The organism is Palleronia abyssalis (genome assembly GCF_900302445.1).
GTDB classification, from domain to species: Bacteria; Pseudomonadota; Alphaproteobacteria; order Rhodobacterales; family Rhodobacteraceae; genus Palleronia; species Palleronia abyssalis.
This window is the reverse complement of record NZ_ONZF01000004.1, coordinates 66139-88270: the sequence shown is the minus strand read 5'-3', so window position 1 is coordinate 88270 and position 22132 is coordinate 66139. Positions and strand designations below refer to the sequence as shown.

Genomic DNA, 22132 nt, shown 5'->3' with positions numbered 1-22132 from the left:
GATCACAGCGTCAGGATCGTCGATCCGGTGGTCTGACGCGATTCCAGCGCACGGTGTGCGTCGGCCACATCCTCCAGCGGGAAGGTCTGGCCGATGCGGATCTCCACGTCGCCGGACAGGACCTTGTCGAACAGATGCCGGGCCATCGCCTGACACCGGTCGTGATCGGCCAGGAAGGTGAACAGCGTGGTGCGCGTCAGCTTCAGCGACCCCTTGCCGGCCAGTGTCAGCAGATCGACCGGCGGCACCGGGCCAGAGGCGTTCCCGAAAGAGATCATGAACCCCAGCGGCTTCAGGCAATCCAGCGAGGGGTCGAACGTGTCCTTGCCCACGCCGTCCATGACCACGTCCACGCCCGCGCCGCCGGTGATTTCCTTCACGTGGGGCGCGAAGTCCGTGTCGCGGTAGTTGATGCATGTCGTCGCGCCATGGTCGCGGGCCAGGGCGCATTTCTCGTCCGAGCCTGCGGTACCTATCAGCTCGATCCCTTCGGACCGGGCCCATTGGCAGGCGATCAGGCCGACCCCGCCCGCCGCGGCGTGGAACAGCACGCGGTCGTCCTTGGTGATGTCGGTGATGCGGTGGAACAGGTATTCCACGGTCATGCCCTGAAGCATCATCGCCGCCCCGGTCTCATACGAGATGCCATCGGGCAGGGGGCAGACCTGTGCTGCGGGCATCACCCGTTCTTCGGAATAGGCGCCGGGGGGCATGGACGCATAGGCCACGCGGTCGCCTTCCTTCAGGTGGGTGACACCCGCGCCCACGGCCACGACGTCGCCCGACGCCTCCATCCCCAGGGGATGGGGCAGGGTCAGGGGATAGAGGCCCATGCGTTGGTAGACGTCGATATAGTTCAGCCCGCAGGCCCGGTGACGGATGCGCACCTCTCCGGCGGCGGGATCGGCGACGTCCCGATCCACCATCGTCAACATGTCCGGCCCGCCGGCCGCCTCGATCACTATGGTTCGTGCCATCCCGTCCCCTCCCATCGGTCAACCGCCTCTGACCTAAGGCGCGCGGTCGCTTGCGCCAGACCGGTCGTCGCTTCCTTTACATTCGCGGTCCCTTTGGGGATGTCTGGGACCGGGCGGGGACGGCTGGATTTCGATGGCGAACTTTCCGACATTCGCGATGCGGCTGATGCGCAAGGCGGCGCGGCACGCGACGCAGGCAAGCTGGCGCTTTACCCTGCTGGTCACGCTGGCCCACGCGGCCAGCGCGGCGGCCGGGCTGATCGTGCTGGGCGAGACGCCGCTGGTCTCGTCGGCGTTGCAGTTCGTCTATTTCTACATCGTGACCGGGTCATCGGTGGGCTATGGCGATTTCTCGCCCCAAAGCCCGGCGGGGAAATTGTTCACGGCGCTTTGGGTCATTCCCGGCGCCATCTCGATCTTTGCCTTCGTCGTGGGCAAGATCGTCGGCGAGGTCAGCATGGGGTTGCGTCAGATCATGAACGGTCACGGGGACTTTTCGGACAAAAGCGGGCATCTGGTCGTGATCGGGCGGGTGGAAGGCCAGACCGACCGCCTGCTGGAAGAGACGCAGCACCTGCACGGGGCGCGCGACGTGGTCATCGTCTCGACCCATGACCTGAGCACGGTGAAGGCCGGGTGGGACTGGGTGCGCGCCACCTCGCTGGCCAATCCAACCGATCTGAACAGGGCGGGGATCGCGCGGGCCGATTTCGTGGTGATCCTGGCCGAAAGCGACGACGAGAGCCTGACCGCCTGCCTGGCCATCTGTGCGCTGGACGTGGCGGGCCACTGCGTCGCCTATTTCCGCGACCGTGCGCCGGCCGACCTGGTCGAGACGCATTGCCCGAAGATCGAGACGGTGACCTCGAACACGGTGGAGCAAGTGGCCCGATCCCTGAGCGATCCGGGCGCCAGCGACCTTTTGCGGCGGCTGGTGTCGACCCGAGTCGGAGCGACGTTGCATTCCGCGCGCCTTTCGGGGCCCGATCGCATTACCGTGGATCGGGCCATGGCGGCGCTTCTCGACGGCCACGGAGCGACGCTGATCGGGTATCGCCCTGAGGATGGGGGCGATCCGGTCATGGCCATGCGTCCGGGGACCGAGCTGTCGGCCGGGCAGACGATCTATTACATCGCCGAGACGCGGCTGCCCGCAAAGGTGGACCTGACCTAGGGGGCTGACGCGATCCGGCGTCGCCATTCGTCGGCATAGGCGCGCAGGGGGGCGGGGTTGCCGGCGGCGATGCGGTGTTCGGGCCCCTCGCTATGGCGATCGACGAACAGCAACGCCCCCCCGACCGAGGTTCCGGTGGCCGAGGGGCTGGCCTCGACCTCCCTGCGCAGGGCGGACAGCATGTTCAGGTAATCGGCGTTGCGGGCGAAGGGGCCTTCCACGATGACGGGCCCCTGCGCGCCGATCAGCGACAGGCAGGTGTCGGTCATCAGCGCAAGGTACCATGACAGCGCAAGGGTGCGCTGGCCCGGGGTTTCGGGATTGGACGTGAAGCCCCCCCGGCGGTCGGGGAAGGGGCCGGTTCCCGGCTCGACCGCGGGATGGATGAACAGGCCGGCAAGAACAGCGGCGCGGTCGGCGTCGGTGGGGGCCGCGTCGGGATGGGGACGCAGGACCTCGTATTCGCGGCCGCCCATGAAGCGGGCCGAGGGGACGGCGCCGCCATGGGCGTTGACGTTGACCAGCGTGTCGCGGGCCGGATCGAGCGCCACGGGGTCGCCGCCCACGGCCATGGCGATGACCCATGTGCCGGTCGAGACGACCGAGAAGGGCGCGCTCCGCCCCGCAAGGTGGGGGTAGAGCGAGGCGTTGCTGTCGTGGATGCCGCAGACGACGGGGGTCGTTTCGGGCAGGCCGGTGCGGGCCGCGATCTGGGGCGTGATCGGGCCAAGCACGTCCGACGAATGGTGCGCGGGGGCGAGGCGGTCGGTCAGGCGCAGCGTTTCGACCAGCGACGAGGGGGCGCCCGTCCACGGGTTCCACAGGTCGGTGTGACAGCCGAGCGAGGTTACGTCGGTCGCGAATTTGCCGGTCAGGCGGAAGCCCCAATATTGGGGGTAAGTGACGACATGGGCCACGCGCGCGTCGAGGTCGGGGTCCTGCAACTGCCAGTGAAGCTGCGCGCCGAGGTTCAGGCCCATGGGCAGACGGGGCGAGCCCGTTTCCGAGAACGGCGGGCGGATGGCGTCGTATTCGGCGGCGAGGTCGTTCGGGCCAGTGTGTTCATAGTCCAGCATCGGGGCGGCTAGCGCGCCGTCCTTGTCCAGCAGCACCGCCGCGGCCCCGTGGGTGGTGACGGAAATCGCGTCGATGCCGTGGTCGGCCTGCAACCGGGTCAGGGCGTCGAGCAGAAACTCCCAATGGCCGGCGAGGTCGAAATGCGGCCAGGGCGGGCCGGGCAGGACGGTGTTGGGGCGCGTCTCGACCGCGAGTTCGCGCAAGGTGGCGGCGTCGACCAGCGCCAGCTTGGCGTTGGTCTTGCCGATGTCGATGACGGCAATGCGGGCAGGGGTCATGCGAGGTGGAATACCGTGTCGAGGGGGCGTTCGTAGGGGGAGGCGTCGGCGTTCGTGACCATCAGGTCGGCCATGTGGTCCCACCAGCGCTTCATCACCGGGTGGGACGGCAGGTCGCCCATCGTGTGATCGTCGGTGCGCCAGAGAACGGCGAAAAGGGTCGATGTTTCGCGATCGAGATGGATCGAATAGTCGCTGACCCCGGATTCGTGCAGCAGGTCCACGAGGTCGGGCCAGATCTCGTCATGGCGGCGCTGATACTCGGACTCGCAACCCGGGATCAGTTTCATGAGGAAGGCGTGTTTCTGGCTCATGCGGCTTTTCCGGTTCGGATGAGGCGGATGAGGCGCGGGATGGCGATGACGCCGATCAAAAGCGCGCCGATGAAGATGGACATGACGATGCCCGGCACGTTCAGAAGGCCGAGGCCGAAGGTCACGAGGCCGATGATGACCGCCGCGATCACGACGCCAAGGATGGACCCCGCGCCGCCAAGGATCGACACGCCGCCCAAGACGACCATGGTGACGACCTCAAGCTCCCACGCGAAGGCGATGGAGGGGCGGGTGGAGCCGAGGCGCGCGGTCAGGCAGACGGCGGCGATGCCGGACATGAGGCCGGTCAGCAGGAACAGGATCATCTTCACCCGTGCGACGCGGATCCCTGAGAAGGTCGCGGCGGTGGGGTTGTTGCCGATGGCGTAGATCTGGCGGCCGAAATTCGTGAAATGCAGGACGCACGCGTAGATCGCGGCGAAGATGAAGAACAGGACCAGTTCGAACGAGATGACCCAGAAGACGTAGCCGCGGCCGAAGAAGGCGAAGTCGGTGGGGTAGCCGTTGAACGCCTGATCGCCGAGAACGATGTAGCTGATCCCGCGGAACAGGCTCATCGTGCCGATGGTCACGACGATGGACGGCAGGCCGAGGCGGGTGACGAGGACTCCGTTGAACGCGCCGCAGACGAGGCCGACGGTCAGGCCGATCACGATGAGGCCCGGCGTGCCGATGCCGAATTGAAGCGCCCAGCCCATGGCGGTGGAGGCCAGCGCGATGATGCCGGCGACGCTCAGGTCGATTTCCCCGCTGATGATCAGCAGCGCCATGGCGAAGGCGATGAAGGCTTTCTCGGTGAAGTTGAAGGTCGCGTCGCTGAGGTTCCAGGGGTCGAGGAAGTAGGGGCTGGCCTGCGTGTTCGCGAGGAAGATCAGGATCGCGATGCCGGCAAGGAGCAGCTCCCACGAGCGCAGGATGCGGGTGGGGCGGCCATGCAGGCGGTCGGGGACGTTGCGGGGCTGGGTGCCGTCCGTGATGCTCATTGTGCGACCTCCTTGAGGATGACGCGGCCCGGTTCGCGGCGGCGGTTGAAGGCGACGGCGATAATGATCGCGGCACCCGAGATCGCCATTTGCCAGAAGGGCGAGACGCCGGCGACGGGCAGGGCGTTCTTGATGGTGCCAAGAAACAGCGCGCCCAGAACGGCGCCCGTCACGGTGCCAAGGCCCCCCGCGATAGAGATGCCGCCGATCACGCAGGCGGCGACGATGTCGAGCTCGAACCCGCCCGCGACATCCGTGTAGGCGACGGCGTAGCGCGCGACCCAGAGATAGCCGCAGAGGCCCGCAAGGCCGCCCGCGATGGTGAAGGCCATGAAGCGGGTGCGGCCCACGTCGATGCCCGTGTAGACCGACGCGCCGGGGTTGCCGCCGACGGCATAGAACGCGCGGCCCAGCGGGGTGCGGGTCACGAGGATGGCGAAGGCGGCGATGGTGGCGATGCAGATCCAGGCCATGACCGGAAGGGAGAGGAATTCGGCGCGGGGGAAGGCCTTGTAGGACGCACTCATCTCGTGGGAGTTGACCCATTCGCCGCCGGAAACGAGGAAGATGATCCCGCGGTAGATGGTGAGCGTGCCCAGCGTCACGACGATGGGCGGAATGTCGAGCTTCCAGACGAGGATGCCGTTGAAGGCGCCCATCAGGATGCCCAGCAAGACGGCGATGGAGATCAGCGCGATCACCGGGATGCCGGGCATGGCCGCGTTCAGCATGGCGGTGACCATGCCCGTCAGCGCGAGGTTCGACGCCTGGGACAGGTCGATGCAGCGGGTCAGGATCACCAGCGTCTGGCCGAGAGCCAGGATGATCAGGATCGAGGTGTCGTTGAAGACGCGCGCGAGGTTGCCGGGGGCCGCGAAGCCGCTGAACCGGGTTTCGACCAGCAGGATCAGGGCGATGAGGGCGGCCAGAAGGATGGCCTCGCGGGATTTGATGAATTGGGTCACGCGGCACTCTCCTGGTATCCGGCGGCGGCGCGGACGAGTTTTTCGGGGGTCAGCTCGTCGCGCTCGTACTCAGCGGCGATGCGGCCGTCGCGCATGACGATGACGCGGTCGGACATGCCGAGGATCTCGGGGATTTCCGAGCTGACCATGATGACCGACAGCCCTTCGGCGGCGAGTTCGGCCATGAATTCGTGGACGGCGGCTTTAGATCCGACGTCGATGCCCTTGGTGGGCTCGTCGAGGATGATGACCTTGGGCTTGGTCGCCAGCCACTTGGCGATGACCACCTTCTGCTGGTTGCCGCCCGACAGGTTGCCGACGTTCTGATCCAGCGAGGCAGCGCGCAGGTCCAGCCGTTCGGTGTACTTGCGGGCCAACGCGAACTCGTCGGCCATCTTCACGAACCCCTTGTTCGAGGTCTGCGACAGCGAGGGCAGGGTGACGTTCTGGAAGATGGGCATGGCGGTGATGGCGCCCTGCTTGCCGCGGTCTTCGGGGACGTAGACGATGCCCTTGGCGATGGCCTCGGCGGGGGAGCGGATGACGGCGACCTTGCCGTCGAGTTTCACCGCGCCCTTCGAGGGTTTGGTCACCCCGAACAGCGCCTGCATGAATTCGGACCGACCCGCGCCGACAAGGCCGTAGAAGCCCAGGATCTCGCCCTGGCGGAGGCCGAAATTGATGTCTGCGAACTCGGTCGGGTGGGAATAGCCCGAGACGCGCAGGATTTCCTCGCCCGGGGTGCTGTGTCGCTGGGGGAAGATCGCGTCCATCGACCGGCCGACCATCTTTTCGACCAGCGCGTCCTCGGTCACGTCGTCGATCATCCCGGCATCGACCATCTCGCCGTCGCGGAAGACGGTGTAGCGGTCGGCGATGCGGAAGATCTCGTCGAACTTGTGGCTGATGAAAAGGATCGCCTTGCCGTCGGCCTTGAGGCGGTCGACGAGGTCGTAGAGCTCTTCGATCTCGGCTTGGCTAAGGGAGGCGGTGGGTTCGTCCATGACGACGACGCGGGCCTCGACCGACAGGGCGCGGGCGATGGCGACGAGGTGCTTGGAGGCGATGCCGAGGTCGCGCAGCGGCTTCATCGGGTCGAGTTTCGCGCCGATGCGGGTCAGGATCTCGGTCGCCTGCGCCTTCATGACGGACCAGTCGATCAGGCCGAAACGGCCGCGGGGGGCGTGGCCGAGGAAGATGTTCTCGGCCACCGTCAGCTCGTCGAAAAGCACGGTTTCCTGGTGGATGGCGGTGACGCCCGCATCCTGCGCGGCGGTCGCGGTGGGGAAACGGGTCTCGGTCCCGTCAACCTCGATCCGGCCTTCGTCGGGCTGGTAGATGCCGGTAAGGATCTTCACCAGCGTCGATTTGCCTGCGCCGTTTTCGCCCACCAGCGCGGTGACCTGCCCGGGATAGAGCGCAAGCTCGACCTTCGACAGGGCGATGACGCCGGGGAATGTCTTGGTGATGCCGCTGAGCCGGAGGACCGGCGTGTCGGTGGTTCTGTCGTCCTTCATGGGTCCCTCCCCGGATCGCGTGGGGGACCGGCCCGCGAAGGCCGGTCCCGGTGGCGGTGGAGGATCAGAAGACGCTCTTGAACTCGTCGATGTTCGAGGCGTCGTAGGTGAACGGCTCGCTCATCGCGGCCTGGTTGTCGTCGTCCAGCGTGGCGGTGCCCATGCGGCCCATGCCGATCTCGGCGCCCGGTTCGGCCGTGGCCGCGTCGGTGGCGAGGTTGTGGGCGAGCATCGCGGTGGCGTAGCCCAGATCGACCGGATTCCAGATCGCGAACGACTCGGAGGCACCGGATTCGATGGCGCCGGCCATCTCGGACGGCAGGCCAAGGCCCGTCACGTTCACTTCGCCCACCTTGCCGGCGTCCTGCACGGCCTGAGCGGCGGCGACGATCCCCACCGAGGTCGGCGCGATGATCGCGTCGAGGTCGGGGTAGGATTGCAGCAACCCTTGGGTCTCGCGGTAGGACTTGTCGGCGAGGTCGTCGCCATAGACCGTCGCGACCAGTTCGATGTCGGGATACTGGTCCATGTTCGACTTCATCTCTTCGATCCAGGTGTTCTGGTTCGTCGAGGTCGAGGTGGCCGACAGGACGGCGACCTTGCCGCCCTCGGGCAGCTGGTCGGCGGCAAGCTTGATGATGGTCGCGCCGATCAGTTCATCGGACGAGGGGGCGAGGTGCATCTCGCGGCCCTCGGGGGCGACGCCGCTGTCCCACGAGATCACGGTGATGCCGCGCTGCATGGCCTTTTGCAGGGCGGGGACCACGGCGTCGGGGTCGTTGGCCGAGATCGCGATGGCGTCGACGCGCTGGGCGATGAGGGAGTTGATGACCTCGATCTGGCCCTCGGCGGTGGTGGAGGTGGGGCCGGTATAGATGATCTCGGTATTGCCAAGTTCCTCGGCGGCTTCTTCGGCGCCACGCGCGGCGGCCTCGAAGAACCCGTTGCCGAGCGACTTGGCGACAAGGGCGATGCGCACATTGTCCTGTGCCATGGCGGTGGTGCCCATGAGGGCTGCGGTCAGCCCCGTGGCGATGGCGATACGTCTGGTGATGCTCATGTGGTTTCCTCCCATTGGTGAGCGTTATCCCGTGCGCGCTTCGTTGGCGCGGTTCGGGGTGGTGACGGTCAGCGACACACCAGCGGCCTCGATCATCGCGGCCTCGGCGTCGGTGATGCCGTCGTCGGTGACGATGGTGGTGATCCGATCGAGCGGGCACAGGATCAGCGCCGAGCGGTTGCGGAACTTGGAGCTGTCGACCAGCAACACGACCTCGTCCGCCTGGCCGATCAGCTTGGTCTCGGCCTGGATGATGAGGGGGTCCTGCTCCATCACGCCCAGCTTCGACACGCCTTGCGCGCCCAGGAACATGCGCTTGGCGGCGAAGTTGCGGGTCACGTCGTTCTCGAACGGGCTGAGGACGATGTTGTGTTCGCGGTAGATCGTGCCGCCCGCGATCATCACCGTGTTCTTCGACTGCTTCAGCAGGTGTTCCGCGATCGGAAAGCTGTTGGTGAAGACAAGGCAGCGGCGGTTGGCCAGCGGGTGGACCATCTGGAACGTGGTCGTGCCGCCATTGATGATGATGGCGTCGCCGTCCTCGCACATTTCGACGGCCGCTTGCGCGATGGCGCGCTTGGCGGCGACGTGGCGGGTGGCGTTCATCTCGAACGGGCGGCCCGAGAGGCCGACGAATTGCGGGGGCGCGAGGCTTTCGACGCCGCCCCGGACCCGGCGGACCTTCTTTTGCATGTGAAGGGTGGCGATGTCGCGGCGGACGGTGGCCTCGGACGCCTCGGTCAACTCGCAGATCTCGGCGACCGTGACCACGGGCCGGGCCTGGACGGCCGACAGGATCATACGGTGGCGTTCGCTTTCGATCATCGGTTCCTCCCCTGACGTCAAGATTTGCGAGGAAGGGGCCTCATGTCAATCAAAAACAATCAAGGGTGGCGGTTCTGCGGCGCAGCATGATCGAACATGATCGAAAAGGATTGACTTGTGGCGCGACCCGGTCGAGTGTCCCGCGCAAACGGATAGCCGCATGGGAGGGCACAGCATGGCCAAAGACATCGCGACCGGGCACATCGAAAATCAATGGGACGCCGGCAAGGCCGCGTCGATGAGCGAGCCTGAAAAGCTGCTCTACCGCTCGAACCTGCTTGGATCGGACAAGCGGGTGACGAACTATGGCGGGGGCAACACGTCGGCCAAGGTGATGCAGCCCGATCCGCTGACCGGCGACGAGGTCGAGGTTCTGTGGGTCAAGGGCTCGGGCGGGGATATCGGGTCGATCGACATGGCCGGGTTCGCGACGCTCTACATGGACAAGCTGCGGGCGCTGAAGGGCAAGTATCGCGGCGTGGAGTACGAGGACGAGATGGTCGGCTACCTGCCGCACTCGACCTTCAACCTGAACCCGCGCGCGGCGTCCATCGACACGCCGCTGCACGCTTATGTGCCGAAGAAGCACGTCGATCACGTCCACCCGGATGCGGTCATCGGAATCGCGGCGTCCGAGAATTCCAAGGAACTGACGCAGGAGATCTATGGCGACGCCATCGGCTGGCTGCCCTGGAAGAAGCCGGGCTACGAGTTGGGCCTGTGGCTGGAGGATTTCTGCGTCAAGAACCCCGATGCCAAGGGCGTCGTGCTGGAAAGCCACGGGTTGTTCACCTGGGCCGATGATGCCGAGGAATGCTACGGCCTGACGCTCGACACGATCAACCGGGCGATCGAGTGGTTCGGACAGAAGACCGAAGGGGTCGCGCCGTTCGGCGGCGAGGTGCACAAGCCGCTGCCCGCCGAGGACCGCCGCCGGGTGGCCGCGGCGTTGATGCCGGCGATCCGAGGCATGATCTCGGGCGAAAGCCACAAGGTCGGGCATTTCGACGATCAGGACGCGGTGCTGCAATTCGTGGGCGCCAAGGACATGCAGCCGCTGGCGATGCTGGGGACGTCCTGCCCCGACCACTTCCTGCGCACCAAGATCCGCCCGCTGGTCGTGGATTTCGATCCGGCGAACCCGGACGTGGACGGCACGCTCGACAAGCTGAAGGGCATGGTCGAGGACTACCGCGCCGATTACGCCGCCTATTACGAGCGCTGCAAGTACGACGACAGCCCCGCCATGCGCGACCCCAACGCGGTGGTCTACCTGGTGCCGGGCGTCGGCATGATCACCTTCGCCAAGGACAAGGCGACGGCGCGGATCTCGGGCGAGTTCTACGTCAATGCGATCAACGTGATGCGCAATTCCGACGCGGTCAGCACCTATCAGGGCCTGCCCGAGCAGGAGGCGTTCGACATCGAATACTGGCTTCTTGAGGAAGCCAAGCTTCAGCGGATGCCGAAGCCCAAGTCGCTGGCGGGGCGCATCGCCATCGTCACCGGCGGCGCGGGCGGCATCGGTGCCGCAACGGCCGAGAAGTACCTGTCCGAAGGGGCCTGCGTCATGCTGGCCGATATCGACGCGGAGGCTTTGGCGGCGACGAAAGAGAACCTTGCGGGACGGTTCAGCAAGGACGTCGTGCGCACGGTCGAGATGAACGTGACCTCTGAGGACGCGGTGGCGGCGGCCTATGCCGAGATGGCGGTCGAGTTCGGCGGCGTGGATATCGTGGTGTCGAATGCCGGTATCGCCTCGTCCGCGAAGGTCGAGGACACGACGCTCGAGCTGTGGAACAAGAACATGTCGATCCTGTCGACCGGTTACTTCCTAGTCAGCCGCGAGGCGTTCAAGATGCTGAAAACGCAAGGCATCGGCGGGTCGATGATCTTCGTGGCATCGAAGAACGGGCTTGCCGCGTCGCCCGGCGCGTCGGCCTATTGCACGGCGAAGGCCTCGGAAATCCACCTCGCGCGGTGCCTGGCACTCGAAGGCGCGCCCGAGGGCATCCGCGTGAACACGGTGAACCCGGATGCGGTGCTGCGCGGGTCCAAGATCTGGTCGGGCGAGTGGCTGGACCAGCGGGCCAGCACCTACGGGACCGACAAGGAGGGGCTGGAAGAGATGTACCGCGAGCGCAGCCTGCTGAAGCGCAGCGTGCTGCCCGAGGACATCGCCGCCGCCTGCTACTTCTTCGCCAGCGACGAAAGCGCGAAATCGACGGGCAACATCGTCAACGTGGATGCGGGCAACGTGCAATCGTTCACGCGGTAATTTTCGGTGCGCGGGCAACCCCCGCGCATCCGAACGGGAGGATAACATGATCGACAAGACCACCATCGCCGCCGCGAATGAGGCAGACGAGGCACGCTTGCGCGCAGATTACGACGCGCTGGCCGAGCAGCTGGACCGGCGCGGCATCGACATCGCCGCCGTCAAGGACAAGGTCGCGGGCTACGGCATCGCGGTGCCGTCCTGGGGCGTCGGCACCGGGGGCACGCGGTTCGCGCGCTTTCCGGGGCAGGGGGAGCCGGCCTCGATCTTCGACAAGCTCGACGATTGCGGCGTGATCCACCAGTTGACGGGCGCTACCCCGCGCGTGTCGCTGCATATCCCGTGGGACGATGCCGCCCCCGCCGACCTGACCGCCAAGGCCGAGGAATTGGGGCTTGGCTTCGACGCGATGAACTCGAACACGTTCTCGGACGCTGCGGGTCAGGCGCATAGCTACAAGTTCGGGTCGCTGTCACACACCGACGCGGCGACGCGGGCGCAGGCGGTCGAGCATAACCTTTACTGCATGGAGCTGGGCCAGAAGATCGGGTCGAAGGCGCTGACGATCTGGGTCGGCGACGGGTCGAACTTCCCCGGGCAGGTCAACATGACCAAGCAGTTCGAGCGGTATCTCGACTCGGCCCGCGCGATCTATGGCAAGCTGCCCGAGGATTGGCGCCTGTTCACCGAGCACAAGATCTTCGAGCCGGCCTTCTATTCGACGGTCGTGCAGGACTGGGGCACGAACTACCTGATCGCCAAGGAGCTGGGCGAGCGGGCCTTCTGCCTCGTCGACCTCGGCCACCACGCGCCGACGGTGAATATCGAGATGATCGTCGCGCGGCTGATCCAGTTCGGCAAGCTGGGCGGGTTCCACTTCAACGACAGCAAGTATGGCGACGATGATCTGGATACCGGGTCCGTCGATCCTTACCGCCTGTTCCTGGTGTTCAACGAGCTGGTCAACGCGGCCGATACGCCGGGCTTCGACCCGGCGCATATGCTCGACCAGAGCCACAACGTCACCGACCCGATCGAGAGCCTGATGAACTCGGCCATGGAAGTGCAGCGCGCCTATGCGCAGGCGCTGATCGTGGATCGCGCGGCGCTGGCGGGCTATCAGGACGAGAACGACGCGCTGATGGCGTCCGAGACGCTGAAGCGCGCGTTCCGCACCGACGTGACGCCGATCCTGCAGATGGCACGGTTCGAGAAAGGGTGTGCGGTCGATCCGCTCGTGACCTACCGCACCGCCGGATACCGTGCTCAGGTGGCCGAAGCGCGGCCAGTATCGGCCGGCGGTGGCGGCGGGATCGTCTGACGGCTTGGGAGAGGCGTCTGGTTACGCCCCACGATCCGTGCTGCTGCGCGGGATCAGCTTGTAACTGAGGTCGACGACCCGGGGTCCCGTCTCCTTGCCGCCAAGGTGGTCGAGGACTCGCAGCGCGGCGGTTTCGCCCATCTGGCGGCGGAATGTCCTGACGCTGGTGATGCTGGGGTGGGCGGCGGCCATGACCTCGAGGTCGTTAAAGCCGCAGATGCCGATGTCGCGGCCGACCTTCAGCCCGGCGCGCTGGGCCGCGAAGGCCGCCCCCAGCGCAAGGTCGTCGTTGTTGCAGAACACCGCGTCCGTCCCGGGCGCGCGGGCGCGGTGGCGATCCAGAAGCGCGCCGCCGAGGTGGACGCTGGACGGCTCGGTCGTCGTCAGCTCGCGCCCTTCGGTGGACATTCCGACCGCGTCCAGCGCGTCGCGAAAACCCTGCAAGCGCCGTTCGGATCGGGGGTCCATGCGGGCCCCCAGGAAGGTGGGGGCGGTATAGCCCCGGTCGAGCAAGTGTTCGGTCGCCGCCCGTGCCGCCGCGCGGTGCGAGAATCCGACCAGCATGTCCACCGGGTCCGACGCAAGCTCCATGATCTGGACGACGGGGCAATCGGCGCTCTCCAGAAGTCGGCGCGAGGAGTCGGTCTGGTCGATCCCCGCCACGATCAGCCCCGCGGGCCGCTGGCTGAGGAAGATGCGGATCAGCTGTTCCTCGATCTCGGGGCGATAGCGGGTGTTGCCGAGCTGGACGTTGTAGGGCGTGCCGCCCACGGTGTCGTAGAGGCCCGATAGCACGTCTGCAAAGACGCTGTTCGTCACCGACGGGATGATCACCCCGATCACGTCGCTGCGGCGCGAGGCCAAGGCCCGCGCGGCTGGGTCGGGCAGATAGCCCAGATCGGCCACCGCCGCGGAAATGCGTTGGCGCAAACCTTCCGACACCATTTCAGGGCGGCGCAGGGCGCGGCTGACGGTGATCGTCGAGGCGCCAACCTCGCGAGCGACATCGGCCAGGGTCACACGCCGGGGGGATTTCCGCCCGTTATTCTCCGAGTTCGGCATGGCGAGACTCTTCTTGACGTATGACAGCGCTGTCAATATGCATTGCGCCCATGACAACGCTGTCATGCGTATTGGTGGCAGCTGAATCTAGGGGGGACAGGCTTTGCGGCACATCCTGGTGATGGGCATCTGCGGGACCGGCAAGACGACCGTTGCGGGTCTTCTGGCCGCGCATCTGCGCCGTCCTTTGGTCGAAGCCGACGATCACCACGCTGCCGAGGCGATCGAGCGGATGGCCCGGGGCGAGGCCCTGACCGACATCGACCGGTGGGACTGGTTGGACCGCGTGGCCGAGGCCGCGATCAACGCCGGCAGCAGCACCGTAATCGCCTGTTCGGCGCTGAAGCGTGCTTATCGCGCGCGGCTGGTCGAGCGGTTGGGGCACATGGACATCGTGTTCCTGCAGGGCAGCCGCCCGCTTGTCACTGCGCGCATGTCGCGGCGCACCGCGCATTACATGCCGACCAGCCTGATCGACAGCCAGCTTGCCGACCTCGAACCGCCCGAGGGGGACAACGTCCTGACCTTGGAGATCACCGACCCGCCCGACCGACTGGCCGCGGCGGCCTATGACTTCGTAACCCGGTCGCAAGACACTGCGCGGCCGGCCAATTCCTAGTGGGAGGATAACCATGAAGACCCTTACGATCACCGCATTGCTGGCCATGAGCACCGCCTCGGCCGCGTTCGCGCAGGACATGACCTTGCGCTTCCAGTCGTCCGACCCGGCGGGCAACCCGAACTTCCAGCTGCAGCAGCAATGGGCCGAGAGCGTGTCGGAAAAGACCGACGGCGCCATCGAGATCAACCTTCTGCCCGTCGAATCCATCGTCGCCCATAACGAGACGCAGGACGCCATCGCCGCCGGTATCCTGGACGGGCACGTGACCGACACGTCGTATTTCGCGGGCAAGGACGCCGCCTTCGGCCTGATCGCCAACCCCGTGGGCGCCTGGGGCGACCCGCAGGAAATGTTCGACTTCATGGAGACCGGCGGCGGCAAGGAGCTGATGAACGAGCTTCTGAACCCCTACGGCCTGCAGTTCATCGGCGCGACGACCCCGGGGCTGGAAGCCTTCGTGTCGAAGGTGCCGCTGGACGGTGTGGACGATCTTCAGGGCCTGAAGCTGCGCGCGCCGGAAGGGCTGGTCCAGCAGGTCTTTGCCGCCGCGGGTGCCGCGCCGGTGAACCTGCCCGGATCGGAAGTGTTCACCTCGCTCGACAAGGGCGTGATCGACGCGGCCGACTATACCGTGTTCTCGACCAACCAAGCGCAGGGCATGCACGATGTCGCCCCGCACCCGGTCTATCCCGGCTTCCACTCGATGCCGCTGGTCGAGATCTCGATGAACAAGGGCAAGTGGGACAGCCTGACCGACGAGCAGCGCGCCGCGCTGGAAGAGTCGGTGCAGGAATTCTCGCGCATGCAGGTGTCGGCTTTGCAGGAAGCCGATCAGCAGGCGGTCGAAGAGGCCAAGGCCTCGGGCGACGTGACGGTCCATGACTGGTCCGACGAAGAGCGTGCGAAGTTCCGCCAGATCGCCCAGGGCGAGTGGGAGAAGGTCGCCGAGCGGTCCGAGAACGCCCAGAAGGTGTATGACACGCTGACGGCCTACCTGACCGAACAGGGCCTGATGTAATCTGGCACGGCCAGGTCGGGCCGGCTCCACCCCGGAGCCGGCCCTTTCTTTTTGGGAGGGGGCTGTCGGATGACCGACGCGAAGGACGACATCGACCACGGTGCCAGCGAGACGCCGCATCGCGATGAGGGCGGGCCGATCCCGCAGGCGGGTTTGCTGGGCGCTTGGATTTCCAAGGGCGGGATAATCTTTGCCATCGGCATCGTCGCGGCCATGCTGATCCTGATCCAGGAGGTCGTCCTGCGATACTTCTTCAACAGCCCCACCACCTGGGCGCACGAGACGACGATCTTCCTGTCGGGCATCGCCTTCGTCTATGGCGGCCTCTATTGCGTCGCGCGCGACAGCCATATCCGCGTCGTGCTGATCTATGACGCGATCCCGCCGCGCATCAGACGCGCGTTTGACGTCGTGATCTCGGTGATCTGCGCCGCGTCGGCGGCGATGTTCGCCTACGCAGCATGGCTGATGGTCGAACGTGCCGCCTTCACGCCTGCGGGCGACTTCCGGCTGGAGCGGTCGGGCAGCGCCTGGAACCCGGTCTATCCCGGCGCCCTGAAGGTGTTCCTGTTCGCGGTTCTGACGGTCATGGCGCTTCAGTTCGTGATCCTGACAATCAACTACGCACGCGGGAAACGCTGAGATGGAAGTGTTCGGATCCCTCCAGGGGCTTGGCGTCGAAACGGCGACCTATGCCATGTTCGCCATGCTGCTGGTGCTGCTGGTCACGGGCATCCCGCTGGCGTTCGTCACGCTGCTTGTCGCGCTGATCTTCGCGCTGGGCTGGTTCGGCCCCATGGCGGTGCCGCTGATCACCAGCCGCGTCTATTCCTTCGTTTCCAGCTTCGTCTTCGTCTCGGTCCCGATGTTCGTGCTGATGGCCGCCATTCTGGACCGGTCCGGGATCGCGCGGGATCTCTTCGACGCGATGAAGCTGGTGGGCGGGCGCCTGCGGGGCGGGGTCGCGATCCAGACGATCATCGTCGCGGTGATCCTGGCGGCCATGTCAGGAATCATCGGGGGCGAGATCGTGCTGCTGGGCCTGATCGCGCTGCCGCAGATGCTGCGGCTGGGATACGACCGCAGGCTGGCCATCGGGGTCGTCTGCGCGGGCGGGGCGCTGGGGACCATGGTGCCGCCGTCGATCGTGCTGATCATCTACGGGCTGACGGCCAATGTCTCGATCGGGGACCTGTTCACCGCGTCGTTTTTGCCGGGGCTGATGCTAGCGGGGTTCTACGTCGCCTATGTGCTGTTCCGCGGGTGGCTGAACCCCGAGGCCGCGCCAGCGCTGCCGCTTGACGAAACGACCACCTCCGCCGAAAAGCTGAAGCTGCTGCGCGGGTTGATCCTTCCGATCCTCGTGGTCATCGGCGTTCTGGGATCGATCTATGGCGGCATCGCCAGCGTGACCGAGGCGTCGGCAGTTGGCGTACTGGGGGTCATGGTCTCGACCATGCTGCGGGGGGAGTTCACGCTGTCGCTGATGAAGGGCGCGGCCCTTCAGACATTGCAGACGGTGGGCATGATCGTCTGGATCGGCATCGGAGCGTCGGCACTGGTGGGGGTGTTCAACCTGATGGGGGGGCTTGAGTTCATCCAGTCGCTGGTCGCCAACATCTCGGACAACCGGCTGGTCGTGCTGCTGTTCATGATGGCGATCCTGTTCCTTCTGGGGATGTTCCTCGACTGGGTTGGGATCGCGCTTCTTGCGATGCCGGTCTTCGTGCCGATCATCACCGATCTGGGCTATGACCCGGTGTGGTTCGGCGTGCTGTTTTGCATGAACATGCAGGTCAGCTTCCTGTCACCGCCTTTCGGTCCCGCCGCGTTCTACCTGAAATCGGTCGCGCCGCCCGACATCAGCCTGGGCGAGATCTTCAAGTCGCTGCTGCCGTTCATCGCGTTGCAGATCCTAGGGCTGGCCGTGCTGATCGCGTTCCCGGGGATCACCGGGCGCTAGGGGCTGTGTACTGACAGAAACAAGCGGGACGTGGGGCAAGCGCGTCGATGGAGTTATGCTGCGATGGTCCAGACAACGATAAGGCCGATCGCAGTGTAGAACATTGCGTTGACCACCCAGCGCAGCATCAGGCCCGCCTCACTTTGTGGGTCGAGCGAGAAATATTCGCAGAACTTGGTTCCTGGCCACAGAAACATCTTCGAGAGGCTCATCATTCAGGTTTCTCGCAATGGCGCTTCTGAAATCGAAAGCTCCTCAGCCATCATCGATGCTGCATTGCAGGTCAACTGCCGTTCCGATTGTTTCCCCAGGTCTTCGTGGGCGGCCAGATTGATCTGATCCGCTCAGGATCGGCATCTCGGCGCTGCCCCCTGAAAGACGCGAGGCGCAGCTTGACACATTGGAAGGAGGACCCGCAGCGGTCGTTTCGCTGCGAGTTCCGGGATCGCTCAGCCGGACCATGGCATGGAACGGGTGGGGGTCGGGTCGCCCGTTCCCGTTCGTTCCGCGTAACGCCGCTTCAAGAGGTGAAGTGGCGGCTGTCCTTGATCTGGTCCCAGGCCCAGACGACTTCGCCCAGCTGTTCTTCCTGGCTGCGGTCGCCGCCGTTCATGTCGGGGTGCAGCACCTTGATCAGCGCCTTGTAGGCCTTGCGGATCTCGGGCTTGGTCCAGTGATCCTTGGCTTCGAGGATCTCCAGCGCCTTGCGTTCGGTCGGGGGCAGGCGCCGGGTGGTGCCGCCGGTTTCCGACTTGCCGGGATTGCGGGTGGCGTTGTTGCCCAGCACCTGATGCGGATCGTCAACGCCAAGCCGCGCCCAGGCCTTGTGCTCGTCCGAACGCCAGGGCTTCGTGCCGCGGCCCCAGACCTTGTCCTTGTCGATCTGTTCGGCGAATTCTTCCTCGGTCTGGCCGTTGAAGAAGTTCCACTTCAGATTGTATTCGCGCACGTGATCCTTGCAGAACCACAGATACTCGTCGAGATGGTCCGGAGAGCGGGGGGCGCGGTAGACCCCCTTCTCCTCGCAGCCGGGATGCTCGCAGACGCGGGTCGAGGTTTCGAACGCGCCGGACATGCCCCGTTTGCCACGCGGATTCTTCTTCTTGGCCGAAGAGACGCGGATGTCGAACCCGAAGGGATCGCTTTTCGACATGGAACTGCTCCTTGTCCTGGTCGGAGCCGAGAGTTTAGAGACTCCGCCCGAGAGATGAAGAGGAAAGGTTGTCTAATGCGCGTTGCCGATGAGATCAAATCACGCCTTCAGGATCGGTTCGACCCATCCGAACTGGCGGTTGAGGACGAATCCGCCCTGCATGCGGGCCATGCAGGTGCGCCCGAAGGCGGTCAAAGCCACTTTGCCGTAAGGATTCGCGCCGCCGATCTGGCGGATATGTCGCGAATCGGGCGTCACAGGGCGATCCACGAGGCACTGGGTCCCGAACTGGTCGGCCGGATTCACGCCCTGTCGATCGACGCGGGCTAAGCTCAGTCGCGCGAGGGACCGGTCAGGGGCGGGATGTCGCGCCCCGTCTCGGTACGCCGGGCCGAGAAGACCGGCCTTTCCTCGTCCGGGGCGGGGTCGGTCGTGCCCCTTTCTATTTGTTCGGGCGAGGGATAGGGGCGGTCCGCCTCAGGCTCGGGGACGCGCGTCACTGGCGCGACCTCCTCCTGCGGCGGGGGCGCGGACCATGCGGGCGGTGCGGCAGGATCCGACTGGTCCACCGTCTCGACCCAGCGGCGAAAGACCAGAACGGTCAGGACCGTACGCGTGCGCTTGGACAGAAAGCCCTGTCGGACTTCGGTCTCGATCGTTTCGCTGCGCTGGAATTCCCACCCCTCGCGGCCTTCGGCATTCAGGGCTTCGGCCATCGAGAACGCGAACCGCCCCTCGGGGCGCTTTTCGCCTTTTACCTTGGGCAGCGTCTTGGGCGCGGGAACGACGCGGTATTCGTAATAGGACATGCGGCTTTCCTTGTGCCAATCGCGCCGTGATGTAGGCCAAGCCCCGGGGACGTGGCAAGCTGGCTGCGACATTCTCTCGACCCGCGAAACTACAAAGCCCGCTGATACGTTTCAGGGGTTGTCATTAGAAAGGATACCCCATGCGTGCCGTTGCAATCTTCGTAGCCCTTTTCGGACTAGCGGCGTGCCAAAGCTCGGGCGGGCTTCCCACAGACCCGAGCCCCCAGGCCGGACTGGGCGATGATATCGCCGAGCCGACTGACGGTTTCGAGAACGAGCTCGGACCCGACAACGAATAACTCCGTGGCATCGAACGGGGGGCGCGAATGCGGCCCCCGTCAAAGCCCCAGTTTTTGCTGGACGATCTGGTTGACCGCCGCCGGGTTGGCCTTGCCGCCTGTCGCCTTCATCACCTGACCGACGAACCACCCGGCAAGCTTCGGATTGGCCTTGGCCTTTTCGACCTGTGCGGGGTTGGCTGCGATGACCTCGTCGACCGCGGCCTCGATCGCACGGGTGTCGGTCACCTGCTTCATGCCGCGATCGTCGACGATCACCGCTGGATCGCCGCCCTCGGTATAGACGATCTCGAACAGGTCCTTGGCGATCTTGCCCGAGATGTCGCCCGCCTTGATCAGAGCGACGATCTTGCCCAACTGCTCGGCCGAGACGGGGCTTTCCGAGATGCTGTGGTCCTCCTTCTTCAGGCGGCCGAACAGCTCGTTGATGACCCAGTTCGCGCTGGTCTTGCCGTCGCCCGAAACCTGGGCCACGCGTTCGAAGAAGGCGGCGTTCTCGACCTCGGCGGTCAGCACGCCCGCGTCGTATTCGGTCATCCCGTATTCGGTGACAAAACGGGCCTTCTTCTCGTCCGGCAGTTCGGGCAGGGTGGCGGCGATGTCGTCGACCCAGCCTTGCTCGATCTCCAGGGGCAGCAGGTCGGGATCGGGGAAATAGCGGTAATCGTGCGCCTCTTCCTTGGACCGCATGGACCGCGTCTCACCCTTGTCGACGTCGAACAGGCGGGTTTCCTGCACGACCTCGCCGCCATCCTCGATGATGGCGATCTGGCGACGCGCCTCGACCTCGATGGCCTGCTGGATAAAGCGGGTGGAGTTCATGTTCTTGATCTCGCACCGCGTGCCCAAGTGGCTGAAATCGCCGGTCTCCTGGTATTTCTCGTACGCGCCGGGGCGGCAGACGCTGACGTTCACGTCGGCGCGCAGGTTGCCGTTCTGCATATCGCCGTTGCAGGTGCCCAGGTAACGCATGATCTGGCGCAGCTTCAGGATATAGGCGGCCGCCTCTTCTGGCCCACGGATGTCGGGGCGGGAGACGATCTCCATCAGCGCCACTCCGGCGCGGTTGAGGTCGACGAAGGACATCTGCGGGTCCATGTCGTGGATCGACTTGCCCGCGTCCTGTTCCAGGTGAATACGTTCGATCCGCACGCGCCGCGCGATGCCGGGGGCCATGTCCACGATCACTTCGCCCTCGCCCACGATGGGGTGGTAAAGCTGGCTGATCTGATAGCCGGCGGGCTGGTCGGGATAGAAGTAGTTCTTGCGGTCGAAGGCCGACGCCAGGTTGATCGCGGCTTTCAGGCCCAGCCCGGTCTTTACCGCCAGCGCGACGCAGCCCTCGTTGATGACGGGCAGCATGCCGGGCATGCCTGCGTCCACGAAGGCGACGTTCGAATTGGGCTCGGCCCCGAACTCGGTCGAGGCGCCGGAGAACAGCTTGGCGCGGCTGGCGACCTGGGCGTGCACTTCGAGGCCGATCACCAGTTCCCAATCGTCCTTGGCGCCCTGGATCACCTTGGGGGCGGGGGCCTCGTATATCAGGTCGAGCATCGGCGGAACTCCTCTCAGGCAGGTGGGCATCCTGTATATCCGGCCGGATTTGAGCGCAACGCCGCCGAAGCGCGGGGGGCGTAAACTGGCCAAGCCGGGGCGAATCGCGCTAGTCGGACCGCGCCGGTCGCTGCGATGACCGGTGCCACGTACCCGAGGACCCCATGCGCCGCCTGCTTCTTGCCCTCTCCCTTCTCGGCCTTTCGGCCTGCGTCACCGCCACGCCGCAGCCCGAAGCGCCGACAGCGCCCCCCGTCATGCGATGGGATTTCCGGCCCGATGCCGACACCTGGACGGAAGGCACGATGAGCGCGCTGGAAACGCACGGGCAGGCCCTTCCGTCGATGATCCCCGCGGACATCACCGAGTGGTGCCCTGACTACCCCAACCGCACCGCGGAAGAGCGTGCTGCGTTCTGGGCCGGCCTGTTCTCGGCGTTGGCCAAGCACGAAAGTACGTGGCGCCCCGATGCCGTGGGCGGTGGCGGATCCTGGTTCGGCCTGGTGCAGATCGCCCCGGCGACCGCGCGGGCCTATGGCTGCGAGGCCACGTCCGGCAGTGCCCTGAAGAACCCGGTGGCGAACCTGCGCTGCGGCGTGCGGATCGCGGCCCGGCAGGTGACCAAGCGCGGCACGGTCAATCGTGGCATGCGCGATTGGGGGCCGTTCCATTCCGCGTCTAAGCGGGCCGAGATGGCGGCGTGGACGCGCGCACAGCCCTATTGCTCGGCCACACGCGGCTGAGATCGCGGTGCATTTGCGGATCCGGCCCTGCGGGGCGGGTATTTAGCCAAGGGTGATAGGGTGCGCGGTTGGGTCACTACGACTCACGCGGGCGTGATCGTCGTTGCCTTGAGGGGGTC

23 protein-coding genes are annotated in these 22132 nt (G+C 65.7%); 10 read left to right on the top strand and 13 right to left on the bottom strand.

The window, feature by feature from the left end; translation table 11 throughout:
- Window positions 1-2 precede the first annotated feature (2 nt).
- Window positions 3-977, bottom strand: coding sequence for a quinone oxidoreductase family protein (locus tag PAA8504_RS10630; protein ID WP_108894170.1), 975 nt, complete (start codon window positions 975-977; stop codon window positions 3-5).
- A 133-nt stretch (window positions 978-1110) separates the two neighbouring features.
- On the opposite strand from PAA8504_RS10630, the gene PAA8504_RS10625 reads away from it, so the two are divergent.
- Window positions 1111-2151, top strand: coding sequence for an ion channel (locus PAA8504_RS10625; protein ID WP_108894169.1), 1041 nt, complete (start codon window positions 1111-1113; stop codon window positions 2149-2151).
- On the opposite strand, the gene PAA8504_RS10620 is transcribed toward PAA8504_RS10625, so the two are convergent.
- From PAA8504_RS10620 to PAA8504_RS10590, 7 genes are all read right to left on the bottom strand, one after another.
- Entirely contained in the window at window positions 2148-3506 is a 1359-nt protein-coding gene (locus PAA8504_RS10620) for an FGGY-family carbohydrate kinase (protein WP_108894168.1), read from the bottom strand. The genes PAA8504_RS10625 and PAA8504_RS10620 overlap by 4 nt on opposite strands.
- Window positions 3503-3820: an L-rhamnose mutarotase gene (gene rhaM, locus PAA8504_RS10615; RefSeq protein ID WP_108894167.1), complete on the bottom strand. Its 318-nt coding sequence runs from the start codon at window positions 3818-3820 to the stop codon at window positions 3503-3505. The genes PAA8504_RS10620 and rhaM overlap by 4 nt, the downstream gene beginning before the upstream one ends.
- The gene (locus PAA8504_RS10610) at window positions 3817-4824 is read right to left on the bottom strand and encodes an ABC transporter permease (RefSeq protein ID WP_108894166.1); all 1008 of its coding nucleotides are present in this window, start codon (window positions 4822-4824) and stop codon (window positions 3817-3819) included. The genes rhaM and PAA8504_RS10610 overlap by 4 nt, the downstream gene beginning before the upstream one ends.
- Entirely contained in the window at window positions 4821-5789 is a 969-nt protein-coding gene (locus tag PAA8504_RS10605; RefSeq protein WP_108894165.1) for an ABC transporter permease, read from the bottom strand. Before PAA8504_RS10605 ends, PAA8504_RS10610 begins: the two co-directional genes overlap by 4 nt.
- Window positions 5786-7306 carry a sugar ABC transporter ATP-binding protein gene (locus PAA8504_RS10600; RefSeq protein WP_108894164.1) on the bottom strand — a complete coding sequence of 507 codons (1521 nt, stop codon included), beginning with the start codon at window positions 7304-7306 and terminating at the stop codon, window positions 5786-5788. The genes PAA8504_RS10605 and PAA8504_RS10600 overlap by 4 nt, the downstream gene beginning before the upstream one ends.
- A 64-nt stretch (window positions 7307-7370) precedes the next feature.
- Window positions 7371-8366, bottom strand: coding sequence for a rhamnose ABC transporter substrate-binding protein (gene rhaS, locus PAA8504_RS10595; protein WP_108894163.1), 996 nt, complete (start codon window positions 8364-8366; stop codon window positions 7371-7373).
- Between the two features lie 24 nt (window positions 8367-8390).
- Window positions 8391-9191 (bottom strand): DeoR/GlpR family DNA-binding transcription regulator, encoded by an 801-nt coding sequence (locus PAA8504_RS10590; RefSeq protein WP_108894162.1) that lies wholly within the window; start codon window positions 9189-9191, stop codon window positions 8391-8393.
- A 175-nt stretch (window positions 9192-9366) separates the two neighbouring features.
- On the opposite strand from PAA8504_RS10590, the gene PAA8504_RS10585 reads away from it, so the two are divergent.
- On the top strand, window positions 9367-11469 hold the full coding sequence (locus PAA8504_RS10585) for a bifunctional rhamnulose-1-phosphate aldolase/short-chain dehydrogenase (RefSeq protein WP_108894402.1): 2103 nt from the start codon (window positions 9367-9369) through the stop codon (window positions 11467-11469).
- Window positions 11470-11515: 46 nt separating this feature from the next.
- Complete coding sequence (gene rhaI, locus PAA8504_RS10580) at window positions 11516-12790, top strand: L-rhamnose catabolism isomerase (RefSeq protein WP_108894161.1); 1275 nt, start codon at window positions 11516-11518, stop codon at window positions 12788-12790.
- 21 nt (window positions 12791-12811) lie between these two features.
- On the opposite strand, the gene gntR is transcribed toward rhaI, so the two are convergent.
- Window positions 12812-13852 carry an HTH-type transcriptional regulator GntR gene (gene gntR, locus PAA8504_RS10575; protein ID WP_108894160.1) on the bottom strand — a complete coding sequence of 347 codons (1041 nt, stop codon included), beginning with the start codon at window positions 13850-13852 and terminating at the stop codon, window positions 12812-12814.
- Between the two features lie 103 nt (window positions 13853-13955).
- Between gntR and PAA8504_RS10570 the strand changes: the two genes are divergently transcribed.
- From PAA8504_RS10570 to PAA8504_RS10555, 4 genes are all read left to right on the top strand, one after another.
- On the top strand, window positions 13956-14471 hold the full coding sequence (locus PAA8504_RS10570) for a gluconokinase (RefSeq protein ID WP_219928924.1): 516 nt from the start codon (window positions 13956-13958) through the stop codon (window positions 14469-14471).
- Between the two features lie 13 nt (window positions 14472-14484).
- Entirely contained in the window at window positions 14485-15492 is a 1008-nt protein-coding gene (locus tag PAA8504_RS10565) for a TRAP transporter substrate-binding protein (protein WP_108894159.1), read from the top strand.
- A gap of 69 nt (window positions 15493-15561) precedes the next feature.
- Window positions 15562-16134, top strand: a complete 573-nt coding sequence (locus PAA8504_RS10560) for a TRAP transporter small permease subunit (RefSeq protein WP_108894158.1) — start codon at window positions 15562-15564, stop codon at window positions 16132-16134.
- 1 nt (window position 16135) lies between these two features.
- A complete protein-coding gene (locus PAA8504_RS10555) occupies window positions 16136-17455 on the top strand; it encodes a TRAP transporter large permease (RefSeq protein ID WP_108894157.1) in 1320 nt (439 codons plus the stop codon).
- Window positions 17456-17508: 53 nt separating this feature from the next.
- On the opposite strand, the gene PAA8504_RS22060 is transcribed toward PAA8504_RS10555, so the two are convergent.
- The gene (locus PAA8504_RS22060; protein WP_181375782.1) at window positions 17509-17670 is read right to left on the bottom strand and encodes a hypothetical protein; all 162 of its coding nucleotides are present in this window, start codon (window positions 17668-17670) and stop codon (window positions 17509-17511) included.
- A 305-nt stretch (window positions 17671-17975) separates the two neighbouring features.
- Window positions 17976-18608: a J domain-containing protein gene (locus PAA8504_RS10550; protein WP_108894156.1), complete on the bottom strand. Its 633-nt coding sequence runs from the start codon at window positions 18606-18608 to the stop codon at window positions 17976-17978.
- A gap of 75 nt (window positions 18609-18683) precedes the next feature.
- Here PAA8504_RS10550 and PAA8504_RS10545 point away from each other — a divergent pair, with 75 nt between their 5' ends.
- Window positions 18684-18938: a BolA family protein gene (locus tag PAA8504_RS10545; protein ID WP_108894155.1), complete on the top strand. Its 255-nt coding sequence runs from the start codon at window positions 18684-18686 to the stop codon at window positions 18936-18938.
- A gap of 2 nt (window positions 18939-18940) precedes the next feature.
- Here PAA8504_RS10545 and PAA8504_RS10540 read toward each other — a convergent pair whose 3' ends face one another.
- The gene (locus PAA8504_RS10540; RefSeq protein WP_108894154.1) at window positions 18941-19417 is read right to left on the bottom strand and encodes a DUF4177 domain-containing protein; all 477 of its coding nucleotides are present in this window, start codon (window positions 19415-19417) and stop codon (window positions 18941-18943) included.
- A 140-nt stretch (window positions 19418-19557) separates the two neighbouring features.
- Here PAA8504_RS10540 and PAA8504_RS22055 point away from each other — a divergent pair, with 140 nt between their 5' ends.
- Window positions 19558-19716: a hypothetical protein gene (locus tag PAA8504_RS22055; protein WP_181375763.1), complete on the top strand. Its 159-nt coding sequence runs from the start codon at window positions 19558-19560 to the stop codon at window positions 19714-19716.
- A 39-nt stretch (window positions 19717-19755) separates the two neighbouring features.
- On the opposite strand, the gene gatB is transcribed toward PAA8504_RS22055, so the two are convergent.
- Window positions 19756-21270 carry an Asp-tRNA(Asn)/Glu-tRNA(Gln) amidotransferase subunit GatB gene (gene gatB, locus PAA8504_RS10535; RefSeq protein ID WP_108894153.1) on the bottom strand — a complete coding sequence of 505 codons (1515 nt, stop codon included), beginning with the start codon at window positions 21268-21270 and terminating at the stop codon, window positions 19756-19758.
- A 164-nt stretch (window positions 21271-21434) separates the two neighbouring features.
- On the opposite strand from gatB, the gene PAA8504_RS10530 reads away from it, so the two are divergent.
- Entirely contained in the window at window positions 21435-22013 is a 579-nt protein-coding gene (locus tag PAA8504_RS10530; protein ID WP_108894152.1) for a transglycosylase SLT domain-containing protein, read from the top strand.
- Window positions 22014-22132: the final 119 nt, after the last annotated feature.